General features: G+C 63.1%; 14 protein-coding genes, 2 tRNA genes and 1 pseudogene. 13 read left to right on the top strand and 4 right to left on the bottom strand.

The features are described from left to right. Positions 1–57 precede the first annotated feature (57 nt). The 6 genes and pseudogenes from hflK (at position 58) to C163_RS27790 (ending at position 7,177) form a co-directional block, all read left to right on the top strand. On the top strand, positions 58–1,239 hold the full coding sequence (gene hflK / locus C163_RS23450) for an FtsH protease activity modulator HflK (RefSeq protein WP_025340824.1): 1,182 nt from the start codon (positions 58–60) through the stop codon (positions 1,237–1,239). Further along, a complete protein-coding gene (hflC, locus tag C163_RS23445; protein WP_013974432.1) occupies positions 1,239–2,108 on the top strand; it encodes a protease modulator HflC in 870 nt (289 codons plus the stop codon). The genes hflK and hflC overlap by 1 nt, the downstream gene beginning before the upstream one ends. Before the next feature lie 301 nt (positions 2,109–2,409). Then, the gene (locus tag C163_RS23440) at positions 2,410–3,597 is read left to right on the top strand and encodes an ATP phosphoribosyltransferase regulatory subunit (protein ID WP_013974431.1); all 1,188 of its coding nucleotides are present in this window, start codon (positions 2,410–2,412) and stop codon (positions 3,595–3,597) included. A gap of 56 nt (positions 3,598–3,653) precedes the next feature. Further along, positions 3,654–4,946 carry an adenylosuccinate synthase gene (locus C163_RS23435; protein ID WP_013974430.1) on the top strand — a complete coding sequence of 431 codons (1,293 nt, stop codon included), beginning with the start codon at positions 3,654–3,656 and terminating at the stop codon, positions 4,944–4,946. A gap of 632 nt (positions 4,947–5,578) precedes the next feature. Then, positions 5,579–6,271: pseudogene (locus tag C163_RS27795) on the top strand (methyl-accepting chemotaxis protein); the annotation flags it as partial. Between the two features lie 21 nt (positions 6,272–6,292). Next, positions 6,293–7,177, top strand: a complete 885-nt coding sequence (locus C163_RS27790) for a methyl-accepting chemotaxis protein (RefSeq protein WP_371034222.1) — start codon at positions 6,293–6,295, stop codon at positions 7,175–7,177. 176 nt (positions 7,178–7,353) lie between these two features. On the opposite strand, the gene C163_RS23425 is transcribed toward C163_RS27790, so the two are convergent. From C163_RS23425 to C163_RS23410, 4 genes are all read right to left on the bottom strand, one after another. Then, positions 7,354–8,919: an iron ABC transporter permease gene (locus C163_RS23425; RefSeq protein ID WP_013974423.1), complete on the bottom strand. Its 1,566-nt coding sequence runs from the start codon at positions 8,917–8,919 to the stop codon at positions 7,354–7,356. After that, the gene (locus C163_RS23420) at positions 8,919–9,932 is read right to left on the bottom strand and encodes an extracellular solute-binding protein (RefSeq protein ID WP_013974422.1); all 1,014 of its coding nucleotides are present in this window, start codon (positions 9,930–9,932) and stop codon (positions 8,919–8,921) included. Before C163_RS23420 ends, C163_RS23425 begins: the two co-directional genes overlap by 1 nt. A 274-nt stretch (positions 9,933–10,206) precedes the next feature. Next, positions 10,207–10,293: transfer RNA gene (locus tag C163_RS23415), tRNA-Leu, on the bottom strand. Positions 10,294–10,381: 88 nt separating this feature from the next. Beyond that, positions 10,382–10,468, bottom strand: a tRNA-Leu gene (locus tag C163_RS23410). A 271-nt stretch (positions 10,469–10,739) separates the two neighbouring features. Here C163_RS23410 and rnr point away from each other — a divergent pair. The 7 genes from rnr (at position 10,740) to dnaB (ending at position 17,924) form a co-directional block, all read left to right on the top strand. After that, positions 10,740–13,316 carry a ribonuclease R gene (gene rnr, locus C163_RS23405; protein WP_025340822.1) on the top strand — a complete coding sequence of 859 codons (2,577 nt, stop codon included), beginning with the start codon at positions 10,740–10,742 and terminating at the stop codon, positions 13,314–13,316. Continuing rightward, positions 13,313–14,059 carry a 23S rRNA (guanosine(2251)-2'-O)-methyltransferase RlmB gene (gene rlmB / locus C163_RS23400; RefSeq protein ID WP_003259007.1) on the top strand — a complete coding sequence of 249 codons (747 nt, stop codon included), beginning with the start codon at positions 13,313–13,315 and terminating at the stop codon, positions 14,057–14,059. The genes rnr and rlmB overlap by 4 nt, the downstream gene beginning before the upstream one ends. Before the next feature lie 305 nt (positions 14,060–14,364). Continuing rightward, positions 14,365–14,790 carry a 30S ribosomal protein S6 gene (rpsF, locus tag C163_RS23395; protein ID WP_013974420.1) on the top strand — a complete coding sequence of 142 codons (426 nt, stop codon included), beginning with the start codon at positions 14,365–14,367 and terminating at the stop codon, positions 14,788–14,790. 28 nt (positions 14,791–14,818) lie between these two features. Then, on the top strand, positions 14,819–15,049 hold the full coding sequence (gene rpsR / locus C163_RS23390; protein WP_003249563.1) for a 30S ribosomal protein S18: 231 nt from the start codon (positions 14,819–14,821) through the stop codon (positions 15,047–15,049). 33 nt (positions 15,050–15,082) lie between these two features. Then, a complete protein-coding gene (locus C163_RS23385; protein ID WP_025340821.1) occupies positions 15,083–15,946 on the top strand; it encodes a hypothetical protein in 864 nt (287 codons plus the stop codon). Positions 15,947–15,966: 20 nt separating this feature from the next. Then, positions 15,967–16,413, top strand: a complete 447-nt coding sequence (gene rplI / locus C163_RS23380) for a 50S ribosomal protein L9 (RefSeq protein ID WP_003249568.1) — start codon at positions 15,967–15,969, stop codon at positions 16,411–16,413. A 113-nt stretch (positions 16,414–16,526) separates the two neighbouring features. Continuing rightward, positions 16,527–17,924, top strand: a complete 1,398-nt coding sequence (dnaB, locus tag C163_RS23375; protein ID WP_009681285.1) for a replicative DNA helicase — start codon at positions 16,527–16,529, stop codon at positions 17,922–17,924. Positions 17,925–17,928: the final 4 nt, after the last annotated feature.

Raw genomic sequence — 17,928 nt, 5'->3', positions numbered from 1 at the left:
TGTAGCATTGGACGGCGCGCCGTGGGCGCGTCTTTGCTTTATCAGATGGAGAGCGCTATGGCTTGGAACGAGCCGGGTGGCAACTCGAACAATCAGGATCCCTGGGGCGGTCGCCGGAATGGCGGTGGCGGCGGTGGTGACAAAAAAGGTCCACCGGACCTGGACGAGGCCTTCCGCAAATTGCAGGACAGCCTGAACGGCATGTTCGGCAGTGGCAAGAAACGTGGCGGCGGTGACCGCAATGTCGGCAAGGGCGGTGGCCTGGGCCTGCTGGGCATCGGCCTGGCGGTGCTGGCTGCTATCTGGCTGTACAGCGCCGTGTACGTGGTCGACGAGCAGGAGCAGGCCGTGGTGCTGCGCTTCGGCAAGTACTATGAGACGGTCGGTCCCGGCCTGAACATCTACTTCCCGCCGATCGATCGCAAGTACATGGAGAACGTCACGCGCGAGCGTGCCTACACCAAGCAGGGCCAGATGCTGACCGAAGACGAGAACATCGTCGAGGTACCGCTGACCGTCCAGTACAAGATCAGCAACCTGCAGGACTTCGTGCTCAACGTCGACCAGCCTGAGGTCAGCCTGCAGCACGCGACCGACAGTGCCTTGCGCCACGTGGTGGGTTCCACCTCGATGGACCAGGTGCTGACCGAAGGCCGCGAGCAGATGGCCGTGGATATCCGCGAACGCCTGCAGCGCTTCCTCGACACCTACCGCACCGGTATCAGCGTTACCCAGGTCAACGTGCAGAGCGCGGCAGCCCCGCGTGAAGTGCAGGAAGCCTTCGACGATGTGATCCGTGCCCGCGAAGACGAGCAGCGTGCCCGCAACCAGGCCGAGTCCTACGCCAATGGCGTGGTGCCGGAAGCCCGTGGTCAGGCCCAGCGCATCATCGAGGACGCCAACGGTTACCGCGACGAAGTCATCGCCCGCGCCAAGGGTGAGGCCGACCGCTTCACCAAGCTGGTCGCCGAATACCGCAAGGCACCTGACGTGACCCGTCAGCGTCTGTACCTGGAGACCATGCAAGAGGTCTACAGCAATTCGAGCAAGGTCATGGTGGCGACCAAGGACGGGCAGAACAACCTGCTCTACCTGCCGCTGGACAAGATGGTCGAAGGCAGCCGCAACCCGTCCGCGCCGACCGCCAGTGTGTCGCCATCGGTCAACGATGCGGCCGCGCGTGCGGCGCAGGACCTGCAACAGCAACAGCAGCCGCTGCGCACTAGGGAGAGCCGCTGATGAGCAACAGATCGCTGATCGCCCTGATCGCCGCCGTGGTCCTGGCCATCGTGGCCTGGAACAGCTTCTACATCGTGTCCCAGACCGAGCGTGCGGTACTGCTGCGCTTCGGTAAGGTGGTCCAGGCGGATGTACAGCCGGGCATGCACGTGAAGATTCCGTACGTGAACCAGGTGCGCAAGTTCGACGCCCGCCTGATGACCCTCGACGCCCCGACCCAGCGGTTCCTGACCCTGGAGAAGAAAGCGGTGATGGTCGACGCCTACGCCAAGTGGCGCGTCAAGGACGCTGAACGCTTCTACACCGCCACGTCCGGCATGAAGCAGATCGCCGACGAGCGTCTGTCGCGTCGTCTGGAAAGCGGCCTGCGTGACCAGTTCGGTAAACGTACCCTGCACGAAGTGGTTTCCGGTGAACGTGACGCGCTGATGGCTGACATCACTGCATCGCTGAACCGCATGGCCGCCAAGGAGCTGGGTATCGAGGTGGTCGACGTGCGCGTCAAGGCCATCGACCTGCCGAAGGAAGTCAACCGCAGCGTGTTCGACCGCATGAGTACCGAGCGTGAGCGTGAAGCCCGCGAGCACCGCGCCAAGGGTAACGAGCTGGCTGAAGGTATCCGTGCCGATGCCGACCGTCAGCGCCGCGTATTGCTGGCTGAGGCCTATCGCGAAGCAGAGGAAACCCGCGGTGACGGCGACGCCCAGGCGGCCGCCATCTACGCCAAGGCCTACACCCAGGACGCTGATTTCTATGCGTTCTACCGTAGCCTGCAGGCGTACCGCGAGAGCTTCTCGAGCAAGAGCGACGTGCTGGTCCTGGACCCGAAGAACGAGTTCTTCCGCTTCCTGGACAAGAGCAGGCCGTGATGCTCAGGCCCTGATTTTCATGCAGCGGCGCCCCGCCTGGCAGCTAAAACACCAGGCGGGGTGCATCCTGAATGAAAAGGGGTGTATGATGAGGCAGCCGGGAAATTTCCCGGCTTTTTTGCGTCTGCAAGGTTGATTGGCAAACCGCCAGTTGACGGTTTGGTCAGGTCGCAAGGCAATTCGAGGGTGTCGGGTACGGTGGCTGCGCTGGGATCAGTGCTGCCCGCTGCTGTGCGCGATACCGGCTTTACTGACGGCTAGCCTGCTGGCAAGCCGCCCGGACCAGAGGGGAAATGGCGTAATGGCAACGGTAGACCGCTGGCTGCTGCCAGATGGCATCGAGGAAGTACTGCCACCTGAGGCTGCGCGCATCGAGATCGCGCGCCGCCAGGTGTTGGACCTGTTCCAGAGTTGGGGCTACGAACTGGTCGTCACCCCGCATATCGAGTACCTGGAGTCGCTGCTCACCGGCGCCGGCCAGGACCTGGATCAGCGCACCTTCAAGGTAGTGGACCCGCAGTCCGGCCGCCTGATGGGCTTCCGCGCCGACTTCACCCCGCAGGTGGCACGTATCGACGCCCACACCCTGCGCCGTGAAGGCCCGAGCCGCCTGTGCTATGCCGGCAGCGTGCTGCACGCCCAGCCGCGTGCCCTGTCCACCTCGCGCAGCCCGATCCAGCTGGGTGCCGAGCTGTACGGCGACGCCAGCCCCACCAGCGATGTCGAAGTCATCAGCCTGATGCTCGCCACGCTGCAACTGACCGATGTGCCGGATGTGCACATGGACCTCGGCCACGTCGGTATCTACCGCGGCCTGGCCCGTGCTGCCGGCCTGTCCGGTGCGGTCGAGCAGCAGCTGTTCGACGCCCTGCAGCGCAAGGCCGTGGATGAAGTTCAGGTGCTGACCGCCGACCTGCCGAAGGACCTGGGCAACATGCTGCGCGCGCTGGTCGAGCTGTGCGGTGGCCGCGAAGTGCTGGCCGAAGCCCGCGTGCGCCTGGGCCGTGCCCCGGCCAGCGTGCTGGCGGCGCTGGACGACCTGCTGGCGATCGCCGATCGCCTGGCGTCGCGCTTCCCGGACCTGCCGCTGTACTTCGACCTCGGCGAGCTGCGCGGTTACCACTATCACACTGGCGTGGTATTCGCCGTGTTCGTGCCGGGCGAAGGTCAATCGATCGCCCAGGGCGGGCGCTATGACGACATCGGCGCCGATTTCGGCCGGGCCCGCCCGGCCACCGGTTTCTCCACGGATTTGAAGACCCTGGTCACACTGGGGCGAGCGGAGGTCGTATTGCCAACTGGCGGCATCTGGATGCCGGACAGTGGCGACGCGGCCCTCTGGCAGCAAGTCTGCCAGTTGCGCAACGAGGGCCAGCGTGTGGTCCAGGCCCTGCCTGGCCAGCCGTTGAGTGCTGCTCTCGAGGCGGATTGTGATCGGCAATTGATTCAGCAAGACGGGCGCTGGCAGGTTCTGCCGCTGGCCCAGTGAGTTTCTGCGCCGGCAGTAGGCCGGCAACCAAGTTTGCGTGAATGAGGACCAATGTAATGGGTAAGAATGTCGTCGTCCTGGGCACCCAGTGGGGTGATGAGGGCAAAGGCAAGATCGTCGATCTGCTGACCGAACATGCTGCCGCCGTAGTGCGCTACCAGGGTGGCCACAACGCGGGTCACACCCTGGTGATCAACGGTGAAAAGACCGTTCTGCACCTGATTCCGTCCGGCATCCTGCGTGAAGGCGTACAGTGCCTGATCGGCAACGGCGTGGTCGTTGCCCCGGATGCCCTGATGCGTGAAATCACCAAGCTGGAAGAGAAGGGTGTACCGGTGCGCGAGCGACTGCGCATCAGCCCGGCTGCGCCGCTGATCCTGTCGTACCACGTTGCCCTGGACCAGGCCCGCGAAAAAGCCCGTGGCGAAGCCAAGATCGGCACCACCGGCCGTGGTATCGGCCCAGCCTACGAAGACAAGGTCGCACGCCGCGGCCTGCGCGTGGGCGACCTGTTCCACCGCGAGCGTTTCGCCGCCAAGCTGGGTGAGCTGCTGGACTACCACAACTTCCAGCTGGTGAACTACTACAAAGAGCCGGCCATCGACTTCCAGCAGACCCTGGACGAATGCATGGCCTACGCCGAACAGCTCAAGCCGATGATGCTCGACGTCACCGCCGAGCTGCACAACCTGCGTCGCGCCGGCAAGGACATCATGTTCGAAGGTGCTCAGGGCTCGCTGCTGGACATCGACCACGGTACCTACCCGTACGTCACCAGTTCCAACACCACTGCTGGCGGTATCTCCACCGGTTCTGGCGTTGGCCCGATGTACCTGGACTACATCCTGGGTATCACCAAGGCCTACACCACTCGCGTAGGTTCCGGTCCGTTCCCGACCGAACTGTTCGACGAGACTGGCGCTACCCTGGCCAAGCGTGGCCATGAGTTCGGCTCCACCACCGGCCGTGCGCGCCGTTGCGGCTGGTTCGATGCCGTGATCCTGCGTCGCGCCATCGACGTCAACAGCATCTCGGGCATCTGCCTGACCAAGCTGGACGTACTGGATGGCCTGGAAACCATCAACATCTGCGTTGGCTACAAGAACGAGAACGGTGCCGTCATCGACGCGCCTTCCGATGCCGACAGCTACATCGGCCTGGAGCCGGTGTACGAAGAGATGCCAGGCTGGAGCGAGTCGACCCTGGGCGTGAAAACCCTGGAAGAACTGCCAGCCAACGCTCGCGCCTACATCAAGCGCATCGAAGAGCTGATCGGCGCGCCGATCGACATCATCTCCACCGGCCCGGACCGCAACGAGACCATCGTTCTGCGTCATCCGTTCGCCTGATCTGCCTTCCCGGCTGATCTGACGCCGTGGCCCTGAAAGGGGCTGCGGCGTTTTCATTTGTGGGGTATGCCTGTCCCGGCCCTTTCGCGGGTAAACCCGCTCCCACAGGTCCTGCACAGTCCTCAGTACCTGCGCGGTCCATGTGGGAGCGGGTTCACCCGCGCAGAGGCCCGTGCGGGCAACCTCATTGCTAGACCTTGGCACATTTCCCTGCTGCCCCCGGCACAACCCTTGCTGTAAGAAGTTTCTGAAGATGCCATCAAAATAGTGGCGCCAGAAAACACGAGGGTTACACCGTGTCTGCCATCCTCTCACTGTTACGAAGCCGCCTTTTGCGGCCTGTGTTTGTTGCCCTTGGTATCGCTCTTTTGGTGCAGGTGCTGGTCGCCGTTGCGCTTACCCGAAGCACGGTCACCGCCTTGGAAGCCGACCTGGGCGAACGCCTGGGCAATGACAGCCGCCAGCTCGCCAGTGAGCTGGAGCAAGCCGGGCAAGACGTGCGCTCAGGCCTCGACAGCCTCTCCAGCAGCACCCGCCAGCGCTTGAGCGTAGGTTTGTCGGCGCGCCTGCAAAGCGAGCAGCAGCAGCTGCGCAGCACGTTGGAAAAGAACCTCAAGGACTCCGCCAACGATATGGCCGAGCTGCTGGCGTCGGTCGCACCGCGGGCGATATGGGACAACGACGTGCCGGTGCTCTCCGACTTCGCCCGGCGTGCGCAGCGCAACCCCAACGTGCTGTTCGTGGTCTACGACGACGCCCAGGGCCAGCACCTGACTCGCTACCTGAACCGGCAAAACCCGATCAACCAGGCATTGATGGACAAAGGCCAGGGCGAGCGTGCGCTGGACAAGGTGATCGACGCGGCCCGGCGCGACCCGGCGGTGTACTTCGTCGAGGCCTCGATCAACCCCAATGGTGCAGAAATCGGCAAGGTGGTGATGGGCGTTTCCACCGCCGGCATCGACCAAGAGCTCAAGGCCCTCGACCAGCGCTTCGCCGCACTGATCGCCAGCGGCGAGCAACTGGTCGGCGACAGCCTGGTCGGTGCTGCAGCTGACAGTGGCAAGACCTTGCGCGAGCGCCTTGAAAAGGCGCAGGGCAGCGCAGCCGCGATGCAGGCCAATACCGCACAGACCGTGCGTGATGCTGCCGCCGAACTGCGCTGGCGCATCGGCCTGGGCCTGATGCTGGTCGGCCTGGGTGTGCTGGTGGTGGTGGCTGTGGTGCTTGGCCGCCGGGTGCTGAGCAAGCTGCGCCTGCTGATTGCTGCCCTCGATGACCTGGCGGCTGGTGAAGGCGACCTGACCAAGCGTGTGCCCCTCGACAGCCGCGACGAAATTGGCGACATGGCTTCGGCGGTGAACCGCTTTGTCGACAAGCTGCAACCCATCGTGCGCGAGGCGGGCGAGGTGGCGCAGCGCACCGGCGTTGAGATTGGCGCGATGGCCCAGCGCAATGCCGGTGCCGATGCTGCCGCTGCACTGCAACGCGACGAAGTGGCGGCCAGCCTGCGCGACCTGTCGAGCATGGCCGACGAGGCCCAGGCTGAAAGCCACGCGATGCAGGCCGCCCTGCAGCAGGTGGTGGATATCCGCCAGGCAACTGATGAAAACAGCCGCACATCGACCCAGCTAGCCGGTTTGATCGAAAACCTGGCCGGGCAGGTGGAGGCCGGCTCCCAGGTGATCGAGCGCCTGGCCAAACAGAGTGAGCAGATCGAAGTGGTGCTGACGGTTATCCACGGCATCGCCGAGCAGACCAACCTGCTGGCCTTGAACGCGGCCATCGAAGCCGCCCGTGCTGGCGAAACCGGGCGCGGGTTTGCCGTGGTGGCCGATGAGGTGCGGGCGTTGGCGAGCAAGACGCAAAGTTCCACGGGCGATATCCAGGCGCATATCGCCGCGCTGCAGAAGGGGGCCAAGGAGGCCGTGGCCACCATCAGCCAGGCCGGGCTCAAGGCCAGCGAAGGGCTGCTGGTGCTGCGTGACAACGAGCGCCGCCAGCAGTCGGTGCAGGCAGCGGTGGAGCAGGTGCACGCGGCCATCGGCCTGGCCACCCGGGCGGCCGAGCAGCAGGCGAGCGGGGCGCAGGCAGTGCGTGGACGGGTGGAAACCATACACGCCCAGGCCGAACGCTCGGCCGAGGTGGTGATGCAGACCACCGCCAGCAGCAAGGTGCTGGATGACCTGGCGGCACAGCTGCGTGCCAGTCTGGGCCAATTCAGAGCCTGACCCGATCATTGTGGGAGCGGGCGTGCCCGCAAAGCAGGCGACACGGTGGATGGCACCGGCTTCGCCGGTGTTCGCGGGCATGCCCGCTCCCACATCGATCGCGACACAGGGCCCTTGCCTTTGTGGGCAGCAGGGCTGCGCGGTATCTGTGGGAGCGGGCAAGCCCGCGAAGAAGGTTACGCCTTGTTCAGGTACATCCGCGTAGTCAGCAGATACACCGGCAACCCCGAAACCACAATCAACAACGCCGCATAAGGCGCTGCCGCCGCGAACTCGACGTTGGCCGTGTGCGCCCACACCTCGGTGGCCAGGGTGGTCATGCCGGTCGGGCTGAGCAGCAAGGTAGCTGTCAGTTCCTTCATGGCATCCAGGAACACCAGGGCAAAGGCTGCCGCCATGGCCGGGAAGATGATCGGCAGGGTCACCCGGCAGAACGCGGCAAAGCTGCTCGCGCCCAAGGTCCGTGCCGCTTCCTCCAGGGTAGGTGAAGCCTTGTTCAGTGCGGTGCGCACCGGCGACTGCGCCAGCGGCAGGAACAGTAGCGCATAGGCCAGCAGCAACAGTGCCGTGGTCTGGTACAGCGCCGGCACGTAATGCAGGGCGAAGAACACCAGGGTCAGGGCAATCACCAGGCCGGGCAGGGCGTGCAACAGGTATGGCAGGCGCTCGGCCCAGATTGCCAGGCGGCCCTTGTAGCGCACCACCAGGAAGCTGATTGGCAGGGCTAGCAACACGCAGAAACCGGCCCCCCCCAGCGACACCGACAACGAGGTGAACAGCGCCTTGGAAATGGCTGCCACAGGGAATGCCGCCGATGAACCCACGCTCAACCAGTAGCCGAGCATGGCCAGCGGAATACCGCTGCCCAACACCGCCAGGCCCACGCAGAATAGTTGCGCCAGCACTGCCCAGCCACGCAGCCGCACCGGTTGTGCTCGCCGCGCCACACCCTGGCCGATGCGCACATGACGGGCTTTGCCGCGTACCCGCAGTTCAAGCCACAGCATCACCAGGCACATCGCCAACAGTACGGCGGACAGCATGGCCGCGTTGGCATTGCTGAACTCCAGTTCGAACTGCTGGTAAATCGCCGTGGTGAAGGTTTGCAAGCCGAGGATCGACAAGGCGCCGAACTCCACCAGCATGTGCAGGGCGATCAGCAGCGCGCCGCCCAGCATCGATGGCCATAGCAGCGGCAGGGTGACCTTGATGAATACGCCCCAGCGGCTGCAGCCCAGCGTACGTGCCGATTCCTCCAGCGAGGTATCGAGGTTGCGCAGGGTCGCGGCTACCGGCAGGAACACCAGTGGGTACTTGGACAGGGCCATGACCATGATCGCCCCGCCCAGCCCTTCGAAGTCCGAGCTCAGCGACACCCAGGTGAAGCTGCTGACGAACGACGGCACGGCGAACGGCAGGCACAGCACCACGCCCCACAGCCGACGGCCGGCCAGGTTGCTGCGCTCAAGCAGCCAGGCCAGGGCCAGGCCGACCACCATGCAGGTCAGCGTCACCCCGACCATCAGCATCAGGGTGTTGCGCATCAGCCCCCAGACAAACGGCCGCCACAGCAGGTGCAAGGCTTCGCGCCAGCCAGCCTCCCAGGCTTTCATGGCAACGTACAGCAAGGGCAGCAAGCTCATCGCTACCAGGAACAGCACAGGCAGCACCACCCAGACAGAGGGGCGCTTGCGGCGCGGTACGAAGCGTACCGGCACCGGCTCGGACAGGGCGGCAGTCATCAGAGCAGGCCGACCTCGCGCTCAAGCTCGATCGCTTCCTCGGCATTGCCCAGGTCGGCTGGTGAGATCTTCGGTGGGCGCAGGTCTTCGAACGGCTTCAGGCCACGGTCGGAGACCATGCCTTTGTGCAGCGGGTACTCGGCGGTGGTCTGGGTGATCACGCGCTGGCCTTCTTCGCTGGCCATCCAGTTGAGCAGGGCCTGGGCTTCTTTCGGGTGCTTGCTGGCCTTGACCACGGCTGCGCCGGAAATGGTGACCAGGTTGCCGGCATCGCCATCGGCCAGGTAGTAGAGCTTGGTGTCCAGCTTGCCGCGCTCGCGCTCAAGCGCGTACCAGTAGTAGTTGTTCACCAGTACCGCAGCCACTTCGCCTTTTTCCACGGCTTTGAGGGCGACCATGTTGTTGGTGTAGGTCTTGCCGAATGCCTTCAGGCCGGTAAGCCATTCTTCGGTGGCTTCTCGCCCGTGCATCTTCAGGATGGCTACGGCCTGTTCCTGGAAGGCGCCGCTGGTGGGCACATAGCCGACGCGGCCTTCCCACTCGGGGTTGGCAAAGTCCATCACTGTGGTCGGCAGGTCTTTCTCGTCGACCTTCTTCGGGTTGAACACGACGATACGCGTACGGGCGGTGATGCCCATCCAGGTGCCGTTGGCGCCAACATACTCCTTGGGCATCATGTTCGCGGTGGCGTCATCGATCTTCGCCAGCAGGCCCAGTTCGCCCAGGTTGTTCAGGGGAGGGGACTCTTCGGTATAGATGATGTCGGCCGGCGAGCGCTCGCCTTCCTCGATGATCTGGCTGGCCAGCTGGTTGCTGCTGCCCTTGCGGATATCGATGTGGATGCCGGTCTTGGCCTCGTAGGCCTTGGCGATGGCCTCGCCGATTTCCTTGTGCTGACCGTTGTACATGGTCAGGGTGACCGGTGCGTCTGCCATGGCGGCCGGAGCGCCGATGGCCAGGCTCAGCACGGCGGCGGCCAAGGTACGCATCAGCGGTTGCGGGCGGATCGTCATGCGGGTACTTCCTCGCTTACGGCTACATATTTGGAAACAATGGTAAACGAAATCGTTTCTCAAGTGGCCGGGTGACGAGAAATTCATGGTCAGACCATGGTGCAAGAGTCTGAAGGTGTCAGGTATTTCACTAGCCGGAAGGCCTGTGATGATTCTGTGGGAGCGGGCGTGCCCGCGAAGAGGCCGGCACAGGTTTGCACCTATGACCGAAAGAGGAGGGATACAAAAATCGCAGGCAAGAAAAAACCCACTAGCAAGCTAGTGGGTTTTTGTATGGTGCCCAGGAGAAGACTCGAACTTCCACGACCGTTAAGTCACTGATACCTGAAACCAGCGCGTCTACCAATTCCGCCACCTGGGCAAAGCTTTACATCATCTGAAGAAGGCGACTATCGTTCGCTTTCACACAGTAGTAACAGATCCTTGGTCATCTGTTACTTGAAAATATTTGGTGCCCAGGAGAAGACTCGAACTTCCACGGCCGTTAAGCCACTGATACCTGAAACCAGCGCGTCTACCAATTCCGCCACCTGGGCACACATTCGAGATTACTTGATGCTTTACAGCGCCGCTCATCTCTACTACAACTTCGGGGTTGTCCGTCGTTGTGGTGCGCACTATACGGACGGTCCGGGGGGCTGTAAACCCCCCAAGCAAAAAAAATTTCAAAAAATTCAACTTGTTGATTCCGCAGGCCTATTCCTGCTCGCCGGAGGCGCCGGTGGGGCTGTCCAAGGCTGACATTTCCGGTTTCAATACGCCTATGCCAGAATTCATATCTATATACCCCAAGGTGAACCCCTTCTGATGGCCGATTGGCAATCCCTCGATCCCGAGGCCGCTCGCGAAGCGGAAAAATACGACAACCCCATTCCCAGCCGTGAGCTGATCCTGCAGCGCCTCGCCGACCGTGGCGAACCGGCCGCACGCGAGGAGCTGGCGGCCGAGTTCGGTCTTTACGACGAAGACCAGATCGAAGCCCTGCGCCGCCGCCTGCGTGCAATGGAGCGCGATGGCCAGCTTATCTATACCCGGCGCGGCACTTATGCCCCGGTAGACAAGCTGGACCTGATCTGCGGCCGCGTCTCCGGTCACCGCGACGGCTTCGGCTTCCTTATTCCGGACGACGGCAGCGAAGACCTGTTCCTCAGCCCGTCGCAAATGCGCCTGGTGTTCGACGGCGACCGCGGCCTGGCCCGCGTATCTGGCGTCGACCGCCGTGGCCGCCGTGAAGGCGTGCTGGTCGAAATCATCTCCCGTGCCCACGAAAGCGTGGTCGGCCGTTACTTCGAAGAAGGCGGTATCGGCTACGTGACCCCGGACAACCCAAAGATCCAGCAGGAAGTGCTGGTCACCGCCGGGCGCAACGGCGGTGCCAAGATCGGCCAGTTCGTCGAGATCAAGATCACCCACTGGCCGACCCCGCGCTTCCAGCCGCAAGGCGATGTGGTCGAGGTCATCGGCAACTACATGGCGCCGGGCATGGAAATCGACGTTGCCCTGCGCAGCTACGATATCCCGCATGTCTGGCCCAAAGACGTGATCAAGGAAGCGCGCAAGTTCCGCTCCGAAGTCGAAGAGAAGGACAAGGAGAAGCGCGTCGACCTGCGCCACCTGCCGTTCGTCACCATCGACGGCGAGGACGCCCGTGACTTCGACGACGCCGTCTATTGCGAGCCGCTGGGCAAGCTGCGCCTGTTCTCCGGCGGCTGGCGCCTGTATGTGGCCATTGCCGACGTGTCCAGCTACGTGCGCCTGGGCTCGGCCCTGGACGTCGAGGCCCAGCAGCGCGGCAACTCGGTGTACTTCCCCGAGCGCGTGGTACCGATGCTCCCCGAAGAGCTGTCCAACGGCCTGTGCTCGCTGAACCCGCATGTCGATCGCCTGGCCATGGTCTGCGAAATGACCATGAACAAAGCCGGCCAGATGGTCGACTACCAGTTCTACGAAGGCGTCATCCACTCCCACGCCCGCCTGACCTACAACAAGGTCAGCAGCATGCTCGAGCACTCCCGCACCCGTGAGGGCAAGGCGCTGCGCGAGGAGTACAAGGCAGTCGTGCCGGACCTGAAGAACCTGTACAACCTGTACAAGGTGCTGGTGGAGGCCCGTCACACCCGTGGCGCGATCGACTTCGAGACCCAGGAAACCCGCATCATCTTCGGTGACGAGCGCAAGATCGCGGAAATCCGCCCGACCGTGCGCAACGACGCCCACAAGCTGATCGAGGAATGCATGCTGGCGGCCAACGTGGCCACCGCCGAATTTCTGCAGAAGCATGGCGTGCCGGCCCTGTACCGCGTGCACGACGGCCCGCCGCCGGAGCGTCTGGAAAAGCTGCGCGCCTTCCTGGGCGAACTGGGCCTGACCCTGCACAAGGGCAAGGACCCGTCGCCGAAGGATTACCAGGCACTGCTGGCGAGCATCGCCGGGCGCCCGGACTTCCACCTGATCCAGACCGTGATGCTGCGCTCGTTGAGCCAGGCGGTGTACAGCACCGACAACAACGGCCACTTCGGCCTGAACTACGAGGCGTACACCCACTTCACCTCGCCGATCCGTCGCTACCCGGACCTGCTGGTGCACCGCGCCATCCGCAGCATCATCCGTTCCAGGGTCGAAACCCCGCACGTCAAGCGTGCCGGCGCCATGAGCATCCCCAAGGCGCGCATCTACCCGTACGACGAGAACACCCTCGAGCAGCTTGGCGAGCAGTGCTCGATGACCGAGCGCCGGGCCGACGAAGCCACCCGTGATGTGGTCAACTGGCTCAAGTGCGAGTTCATGAAGGACCGCGTGGGCGAGACTTTCCCGGGTGTGATCACCGCGGTGACCGGTTTCGGCCTGTTCGTCGAGCTGACCGATATCTACGTGGAAGGCCTGGTGCACGTCAGTGCGCTGCCGGGCGACTACTACCACTTCGACCCGGTGCACCACCGCCTGTCTGGCGAGCGTACCGGGCGCAGCTTCCGCCTGGGCGACACGATCGAGGTCAAGGTCATGCGCGTCGACCTCGACGAGCGCAAGATCGACTTCGAAGTGTCGGAAAAGACCCTCGCCGCCCCGATCGGCCGCAAGCAACGTGGCGCCGCACCGGCTGCCGGCCAGGCCGAGCAGGCCCCGGTCGAGGCCAAGGCCACGCCGAAGCCGCGCAGCCGCAAGAGCGAGACCGCCGAGGCGTACTTCCCGAAAGACGCTGTGCAGCGTAACGCCGAAGTACGCAAGAGCCGCGAAATGAAGAAGGCGCTGATGAGCGAGGCGCGCAGTGGCGGCCATGCCAGCAGCAAGTCGGACAAGGGTGGCAAGGCATCCGGCAAGCCGACCAAGCACCGTAAAGGCCCGTCGAAGTCCGGCGCGCCACGCAAGAGCAAGAGCAAGTCATGAGTCAGCTGGAAAAGATCTACGGCGTGCACGCCGTGCAGGCATTGCTGCAGCACCATCCGAAGCGGGTCAAGCAGATCTGGCTGTCGGAAGGGCGCAGCGAGCCGCGCCTGCAGGCGCTGCTGGCGCTGGCCGCGGAAAATCGCGTGGCGGTCGGCCAGGCCGAGCGCCGTGAGATGGATGCCTGGGTAGAGGGCGTGCATCAGGGTGTGGTCGCCGAGGTGAGCCCGAGCCAGGTCTGGGGCGAGTTGATGCTCGAGGAATTGCTCGAACGCACCGAAACACCCCCGCTGATCCTGGTGCTGGATGGCGTGACCGACCCGCACAACCTTGGCGCCTGCCTGCGTACCGCCGATGCCGCCGGTGCCACGGCAGTGGTGGTGCCCAAGGACAAGTCCGCAACCCTGACGCCGGTCGTGCGCAAGGTGGCCTGTGGCGCTGCGGAGGTGATCCCGCTGGTGGCCGTGACCAACCTGGCGCGCACCTTGGAAAAACTGCAGCAGCGTGGCCTGTGGGTGGTAGGTACCGCCGGCGAGGCCGAACAGGAAATCTACCAGCAGGACCTGACCGGGCCGCTGGTGATGATCATGGGCGCGGAAGGCAAGGGCATGCGCCGGCTGACCCGCGAGCATTGCGATTTCCTGGTGAAGTTGCCGATGGGCGGTAGTGTCAGCAGCCTGAACGTGTCGGTGGCGACTGGCGTGTGCCTGTTCGAGGCTGTGCGTCAGCGTCAGGCCAAGCGCTGATCTTCAGCCTGTACCGGCCTCTTCGCGGGTAAACCCGCTCCCACAGGGATCGCACAAGGCCTAAGCCCTGTGGGGTATCTGTGGGAGCGGGTTTACCCGCGAAAGGGCCGGCAGTCTGTAATGTGTTTCAGGCTGTTCAAATATTCACCAATCACCTTGCTTGTACGCCTCGCCTTCTCTACAATTGCGCCCCTTGCCGAGCTGGCAGGCGCGCATGTGCCTCCCCTCCGTGCAAGACATACAGTGTCATTCACTCCTTGTCTGACCAGATTCGCTGGCAGACTACTAACCCGTAAGGAGCATTCATGCGTCATTACGAAATCATCTTCCTGGTTCACCCGGACCAGAGCGAGCAAGTCGGCGGCATGGTTGAGCGTTACACCAAGCTGATCGAAGAAGATGGTGGCAAGATCCACCGCCTGGAAGACTGGGGCCGTCGTCAACTGGCCTACGCAATCAACAATGTTCACAAGGCTCACTACGTGATGCTGAACGTTGAGTGCACCGGCAAGGCCCTGGCCGAGCTGGAAGACAACTTCCGCTACAACGATGCCGTTATCCGTAACCTGGTCATCCGTCGCGACGAAGCCGTTACCGGCCAGTCCGAGATGCTGAAGGCTGAAGAAAACCGCAGCGAGCGCCGTGAGCGTCGTGAGCGTCCTGAGCATGCTGAATCCGCCGACGGCGACGACAGCAATGACAGCGACTCCAGCGATAACGCTGACGAGTAATCCACGGACCTTTAGAGGAGCCTATTAAATGGCACGTTTCTTCCGTCGTCGTAAATTCTGCCGCTTCACTGCTGAAGACGTGAAAGAGATCGACTTCAAAGATCTCAACACCCTGAAAGCTTACGTATCCGAAACCGGCAAGATCGTTCCAAGCCGTATCACCGGTACCAAAGCTCGTTATCAGCGTCAGCTGGCTACCGCTATCAAGCGCGCCCGCTTCCTGGCCCTGCTGCCCTACACCGACAGCCACGGCCGCTGAGACCGGGTCGTCGACAAGCAGTAAGGGATTAGCATGCGAGCGTTAGCAAGTTTCATCATGCGCGGTCGTGTGCAGGCCACCCTGGTGGTGGTCATCAGCGCGGTACTGCCGCTGCTGTTCTGGTTGAGTGCCGCTGCTGGCAGCCTTGTGCTGCTGCGGCGTGGGTTCAAGGATGCTACAACGGTCATCGCCGGCGGCCTGCTGGCCGGGTTGGCCGTGTGGGTCATGGGCGATCCCATCACCTTTCTGGTGATTGCGGGTGCCTTGGGCCTGGCTGCGCTGTTGCGCGCCGAGCATCCCTGGAGCCGGGTGTTGCTGGTCAGTGCCGTGTTCGCCGTGGCTTTCAGCCTCGTGCTCGATCTGGCGCTGGCGCAAACCTTCGATGTGCTGGCCAAGGCGTTTGCCGAAGCCATGCCGAAAATCGAGGGGCAACCGGTGCTCTCCGGTGAGCTGATCCGCCCTGTGCTGGTCGCTTCCACAGCAGTGACGGTGCAATTGTTCAGTGTGCTGGCCCTGGTGCTGGCGCGCTACTGGCAGGCAGCGTTGTACAACCCTGGAGGCTTCGGTCGCGAGTTTCGCGCGCTGAGGTTGCCGAAACAGACCATGGCGGTCTTGGTGGCAGTGATGGTGGTGGCCCCGTTCATCGGGCCGCAGTTCATCGTCCTGGCATCGGCCTCGAGCCTGGTACTGGTGCTGGCCGGCATCGCCTTGATGCACGGGCTGGTGGCGCAGGGGCGACTGGCCGGTTTCTGGCTGGTGGGCATGTACGTGACGTTGCCGCTGATCATGCAGCTGATTTATCCGTTGCTGGTGGTTTTGGCCATTGTCGACAGCCTGATTGATTTTCGCGGTCGCAAGTCCCCCAAGGGGAATGACTCCGCGAACGGTGAAGGTTAAAAGTTAAGAGGTTTTACCAAATGGAACTGATCCTGCTGGAAAAAGTCGCTAACCTGGGCAACCTGGGCGACAAAGTAAAAGTTAAGGCTGGTTACGGCCGTAACTTCCTGCTGCCATTCGGCAAGGCCACCGTTGCCAACGCCGCCAACCTGGCTGCGTTCGAAGAGCGTCGCGCCGAGCTGGAAAAAGCAGCTGCTGACAAGAAAGCTTCGGCTGAAAGCCGCGCTGCCCAACTGGCCGAGCTGGAAGTGACCATCACTGCCACCGCTGGCGACGAAGGCAAGCTGTTCGGTTCGATCGGCACCCACGACATCGCTGACGCCCTGACCGCCTCCGGCGTTGAAGTGGCCAAGGCTGAAGTTCGTCTGCCGAACGGCACCATCCGTCAGGTTGGCGAATACGACGTAGCCGTGCACCTGCACAGCGACGTTGAAGCCACCGTACGCGTGGTCGTCGTAGCTGCCTAAGCTGCGCTGACTGGCTGGCTCCTTGTGGGTCAGGCGGTTAACATCGGGCACGGTCCTGTTTTCGACAGGCCGTGCCCTTTGTCTTTTTCATCCTCCAGAATTCTTTCGTGGCCATGAACGAGATCACCACCTCCGAACAGCTAGACCTGCAAACCGCAGCCCTGAAGGTACCGCCGCATTCCATCGAGGCCGAACAGGCCGTGCTCGGTGGCCTGATGCTGGACAACAATGCCTGGGAGCGGGTGCTGGACCAGGTATCGGATGGCGACTTCTACCGGCATGACCACCGCCTGATCTTCCGTGCCGTGCACAAGTTGGCCGACGCCAACCAGCCATTCGACGTGGTGACCCTGCACGAGCAGTTGGACAAGGAAGGCCTTTCTTCGCAAGTCGGTGGGTTGGCGTACCTGGCCGAGCTGGCCAAGAACACCCCGTCGGTAGCCAACATCAAGGCCTACGCCGCGATCATTCGCGAGCGCGCCACCCTGCGCCAGCTGATCAGCATCAGTACCGATATCGCCGACAACGCGTTCAACCCGCAAGGGCGCAACGCCGAAGAGATTCTCGACGACGCCGAGCGGCAGATCTTCCAGATCGCCGAGGCCCGCCCGAAAACCGGCGGCCCGGTGGGGGTCAACGAACTGTTGACCATGGCCATCGACCGCATCGACACGCTGTTCAACTCCGACAGTGACATCACCGGCGTGTCCACCGGCTTCACCGACCTCGACGAGAAGACCAGTGGCCTGCAGGCTGCCGACCTGATCATCGTCGCTGGCCGTCCGTCGATGGGTAAGACCACCTTTGCCATGAACCTGGTGGAAAACGCCGTACTGCGTACCGACAAGGCGGTGCTGGTGTTCTCCCTCGAGATGCCAGGTGAATCGCTGATCATGCGTATGCTTTCGTCCCTGGGCCGTATCGACCAGACCAAGGTGCGTTCCGGCCAGCTGGACGACGACGACTGGCCGCGCCTGACCTCGGCGGTGAACCTGCTCAACGACCGCAAGCTGTTCATCGACGATACCGCCGGCATCAGTCCCTCGGAAATGCGCGCCCGTACCCGTCGCCTGGCCCGCGAACATGGCGAAATCGCCATGATCATGGTCGACTACCTGCAGCTGATGCAGATCCCGGGTTCGGCCGGCGACAACCGGACCAACGAAATTTCCGAGATCTCCCGCTCGCTCAAGGCCCTGGCCAAGGAGTTCAACTGCCCGGTCATCGCCCTGTCGCAGCTGAACCGCTCCCTGGAGCAGCGCCCGAACAAGCGCCCGGTGAACTCCGACTTGCGTGAATCCGGTGCGATCGAGCAGGACGCCGACGTGATCATGTTCGTGTACCGCGACGAGGTGTACCACCCCGAGACCGAGCACAAGGGCGTGGCGGAAATCATCATCGGTAAACAGCGTAACGGCCCCATCGGCTTCGTGCGCCTGGCGTTTATCGGTAAGTACACCCGCTTCGAGAACCTTGCGCCAGGGATGTATAACTTTGATGATGATGAGTGATAAC

The organism is Pseudomonas sp. FGI182 (assembly GCF_000511325.1).
GTDB classification, from domain to species: Bacteria; Pseudomonadota; Gammaproteobacteria; order Pseudomonadales; family Pseudomonadaceae; genus Aquipseudomonas; species Aquipseudomonas putida_Z.
This window is presented reverse-complemented; position numbering and strand designations above follow the sequence as displayed.

Bases quoted from the DNA above. Each gene is read 5' to 3' on its own strand.
- C163_RS27790 (WP_371034222.1), top strand. From the start codon at position 6,293: ATGGCTTCGGCGGTGAACCGCTTTGTCGACAAGCTGCAACCCATCGTG.
- C163_RS23435 (WP_013974430.1), top strand. From the start codon at position 3,654: ATGGGTAAGAATGTCGTCGTCCTGGGCACCCAGTGGGGTGATGAGGGC.
- hflC (WP_013974432.1), top strand. From the start codon at position 1,239: ATGAGCAACAGATCGCTGATCGCCCTGATCGCCGCCGTGGTCCTGGCC.
- rplI (WP_003249568.1), top strand. From the start codon at position 15,967: ATGGAACTGATCCTGCTGGAAAAAGTCGCTAACCTGGGCAACCTGGGC.
- rpsR (WP_003249563.1), top strand. From the start codon at position 14,819: ATGGCACGTTTCTTCCGTCGTCGTAAATTCTGCCGCTTCACTGCTGAA.
- rnr (WP_025340822.1), top strand. From the start codon at position 10,740: ATGGCCGATTGGCAATCCCTCGATCCCGAGGCCGCTCGCGAAGCGGAA.
- dnaB (WP_009681285.1), top strand. From the start codon at position 16,527: ATGAACGAGATCACCACCTCCGAACAGCTAGACCTGCAAACCGCAGCC.
- rlmB (WP_003259007.1), top strand. From the start codon at position 13,313: ATGAGTCAGCTGGAAAAGATCTACGGCGTGCACGCCGTGCAGGCATTG.
- C163_RS23440 (WP_013974431.1), top strand. From the start codon at position 2,410: ATGGCAACGGTAGACCGCTGGCTGCTGCCAGATGGCATCGAGGAAGTA.
- C163_RS23425 (WP_013974423.1), bottom strand. From the start codon at position 8,919: ATGACTGCCGCCCTGTCCGAGCCGGTGCCGGTACGCTTCGTACCGCGC.
- hflK (WP_025340824.1), top strand. From the start codon at position 58: ATGGCTTGGAACGAGCCGGGTGGCAACTCGAACAATCAGGATCCCTGG.
- C163_RS23420 (WP_013974422.1), bottom strand. From the start codon at position 9,932: ATGACGATCCGCCCGCAACCGCTGATGCGTACCTTGGCCGCCGCCGTG.
- C163_RS23385 (WP_025340821.1), top strand. From the start codon at position 15,083: ATGCGAGCGTTAGCAAGTTTCATCATGCGCGGTCGTGTGCAGGCCACC.
- rpsF (WP_013974420.1), top strand. From the start codon at position 14,365: ATGCGTCATTACGAAATCATCTTCCTGGTTCACCCGGACCAGAGCGAG.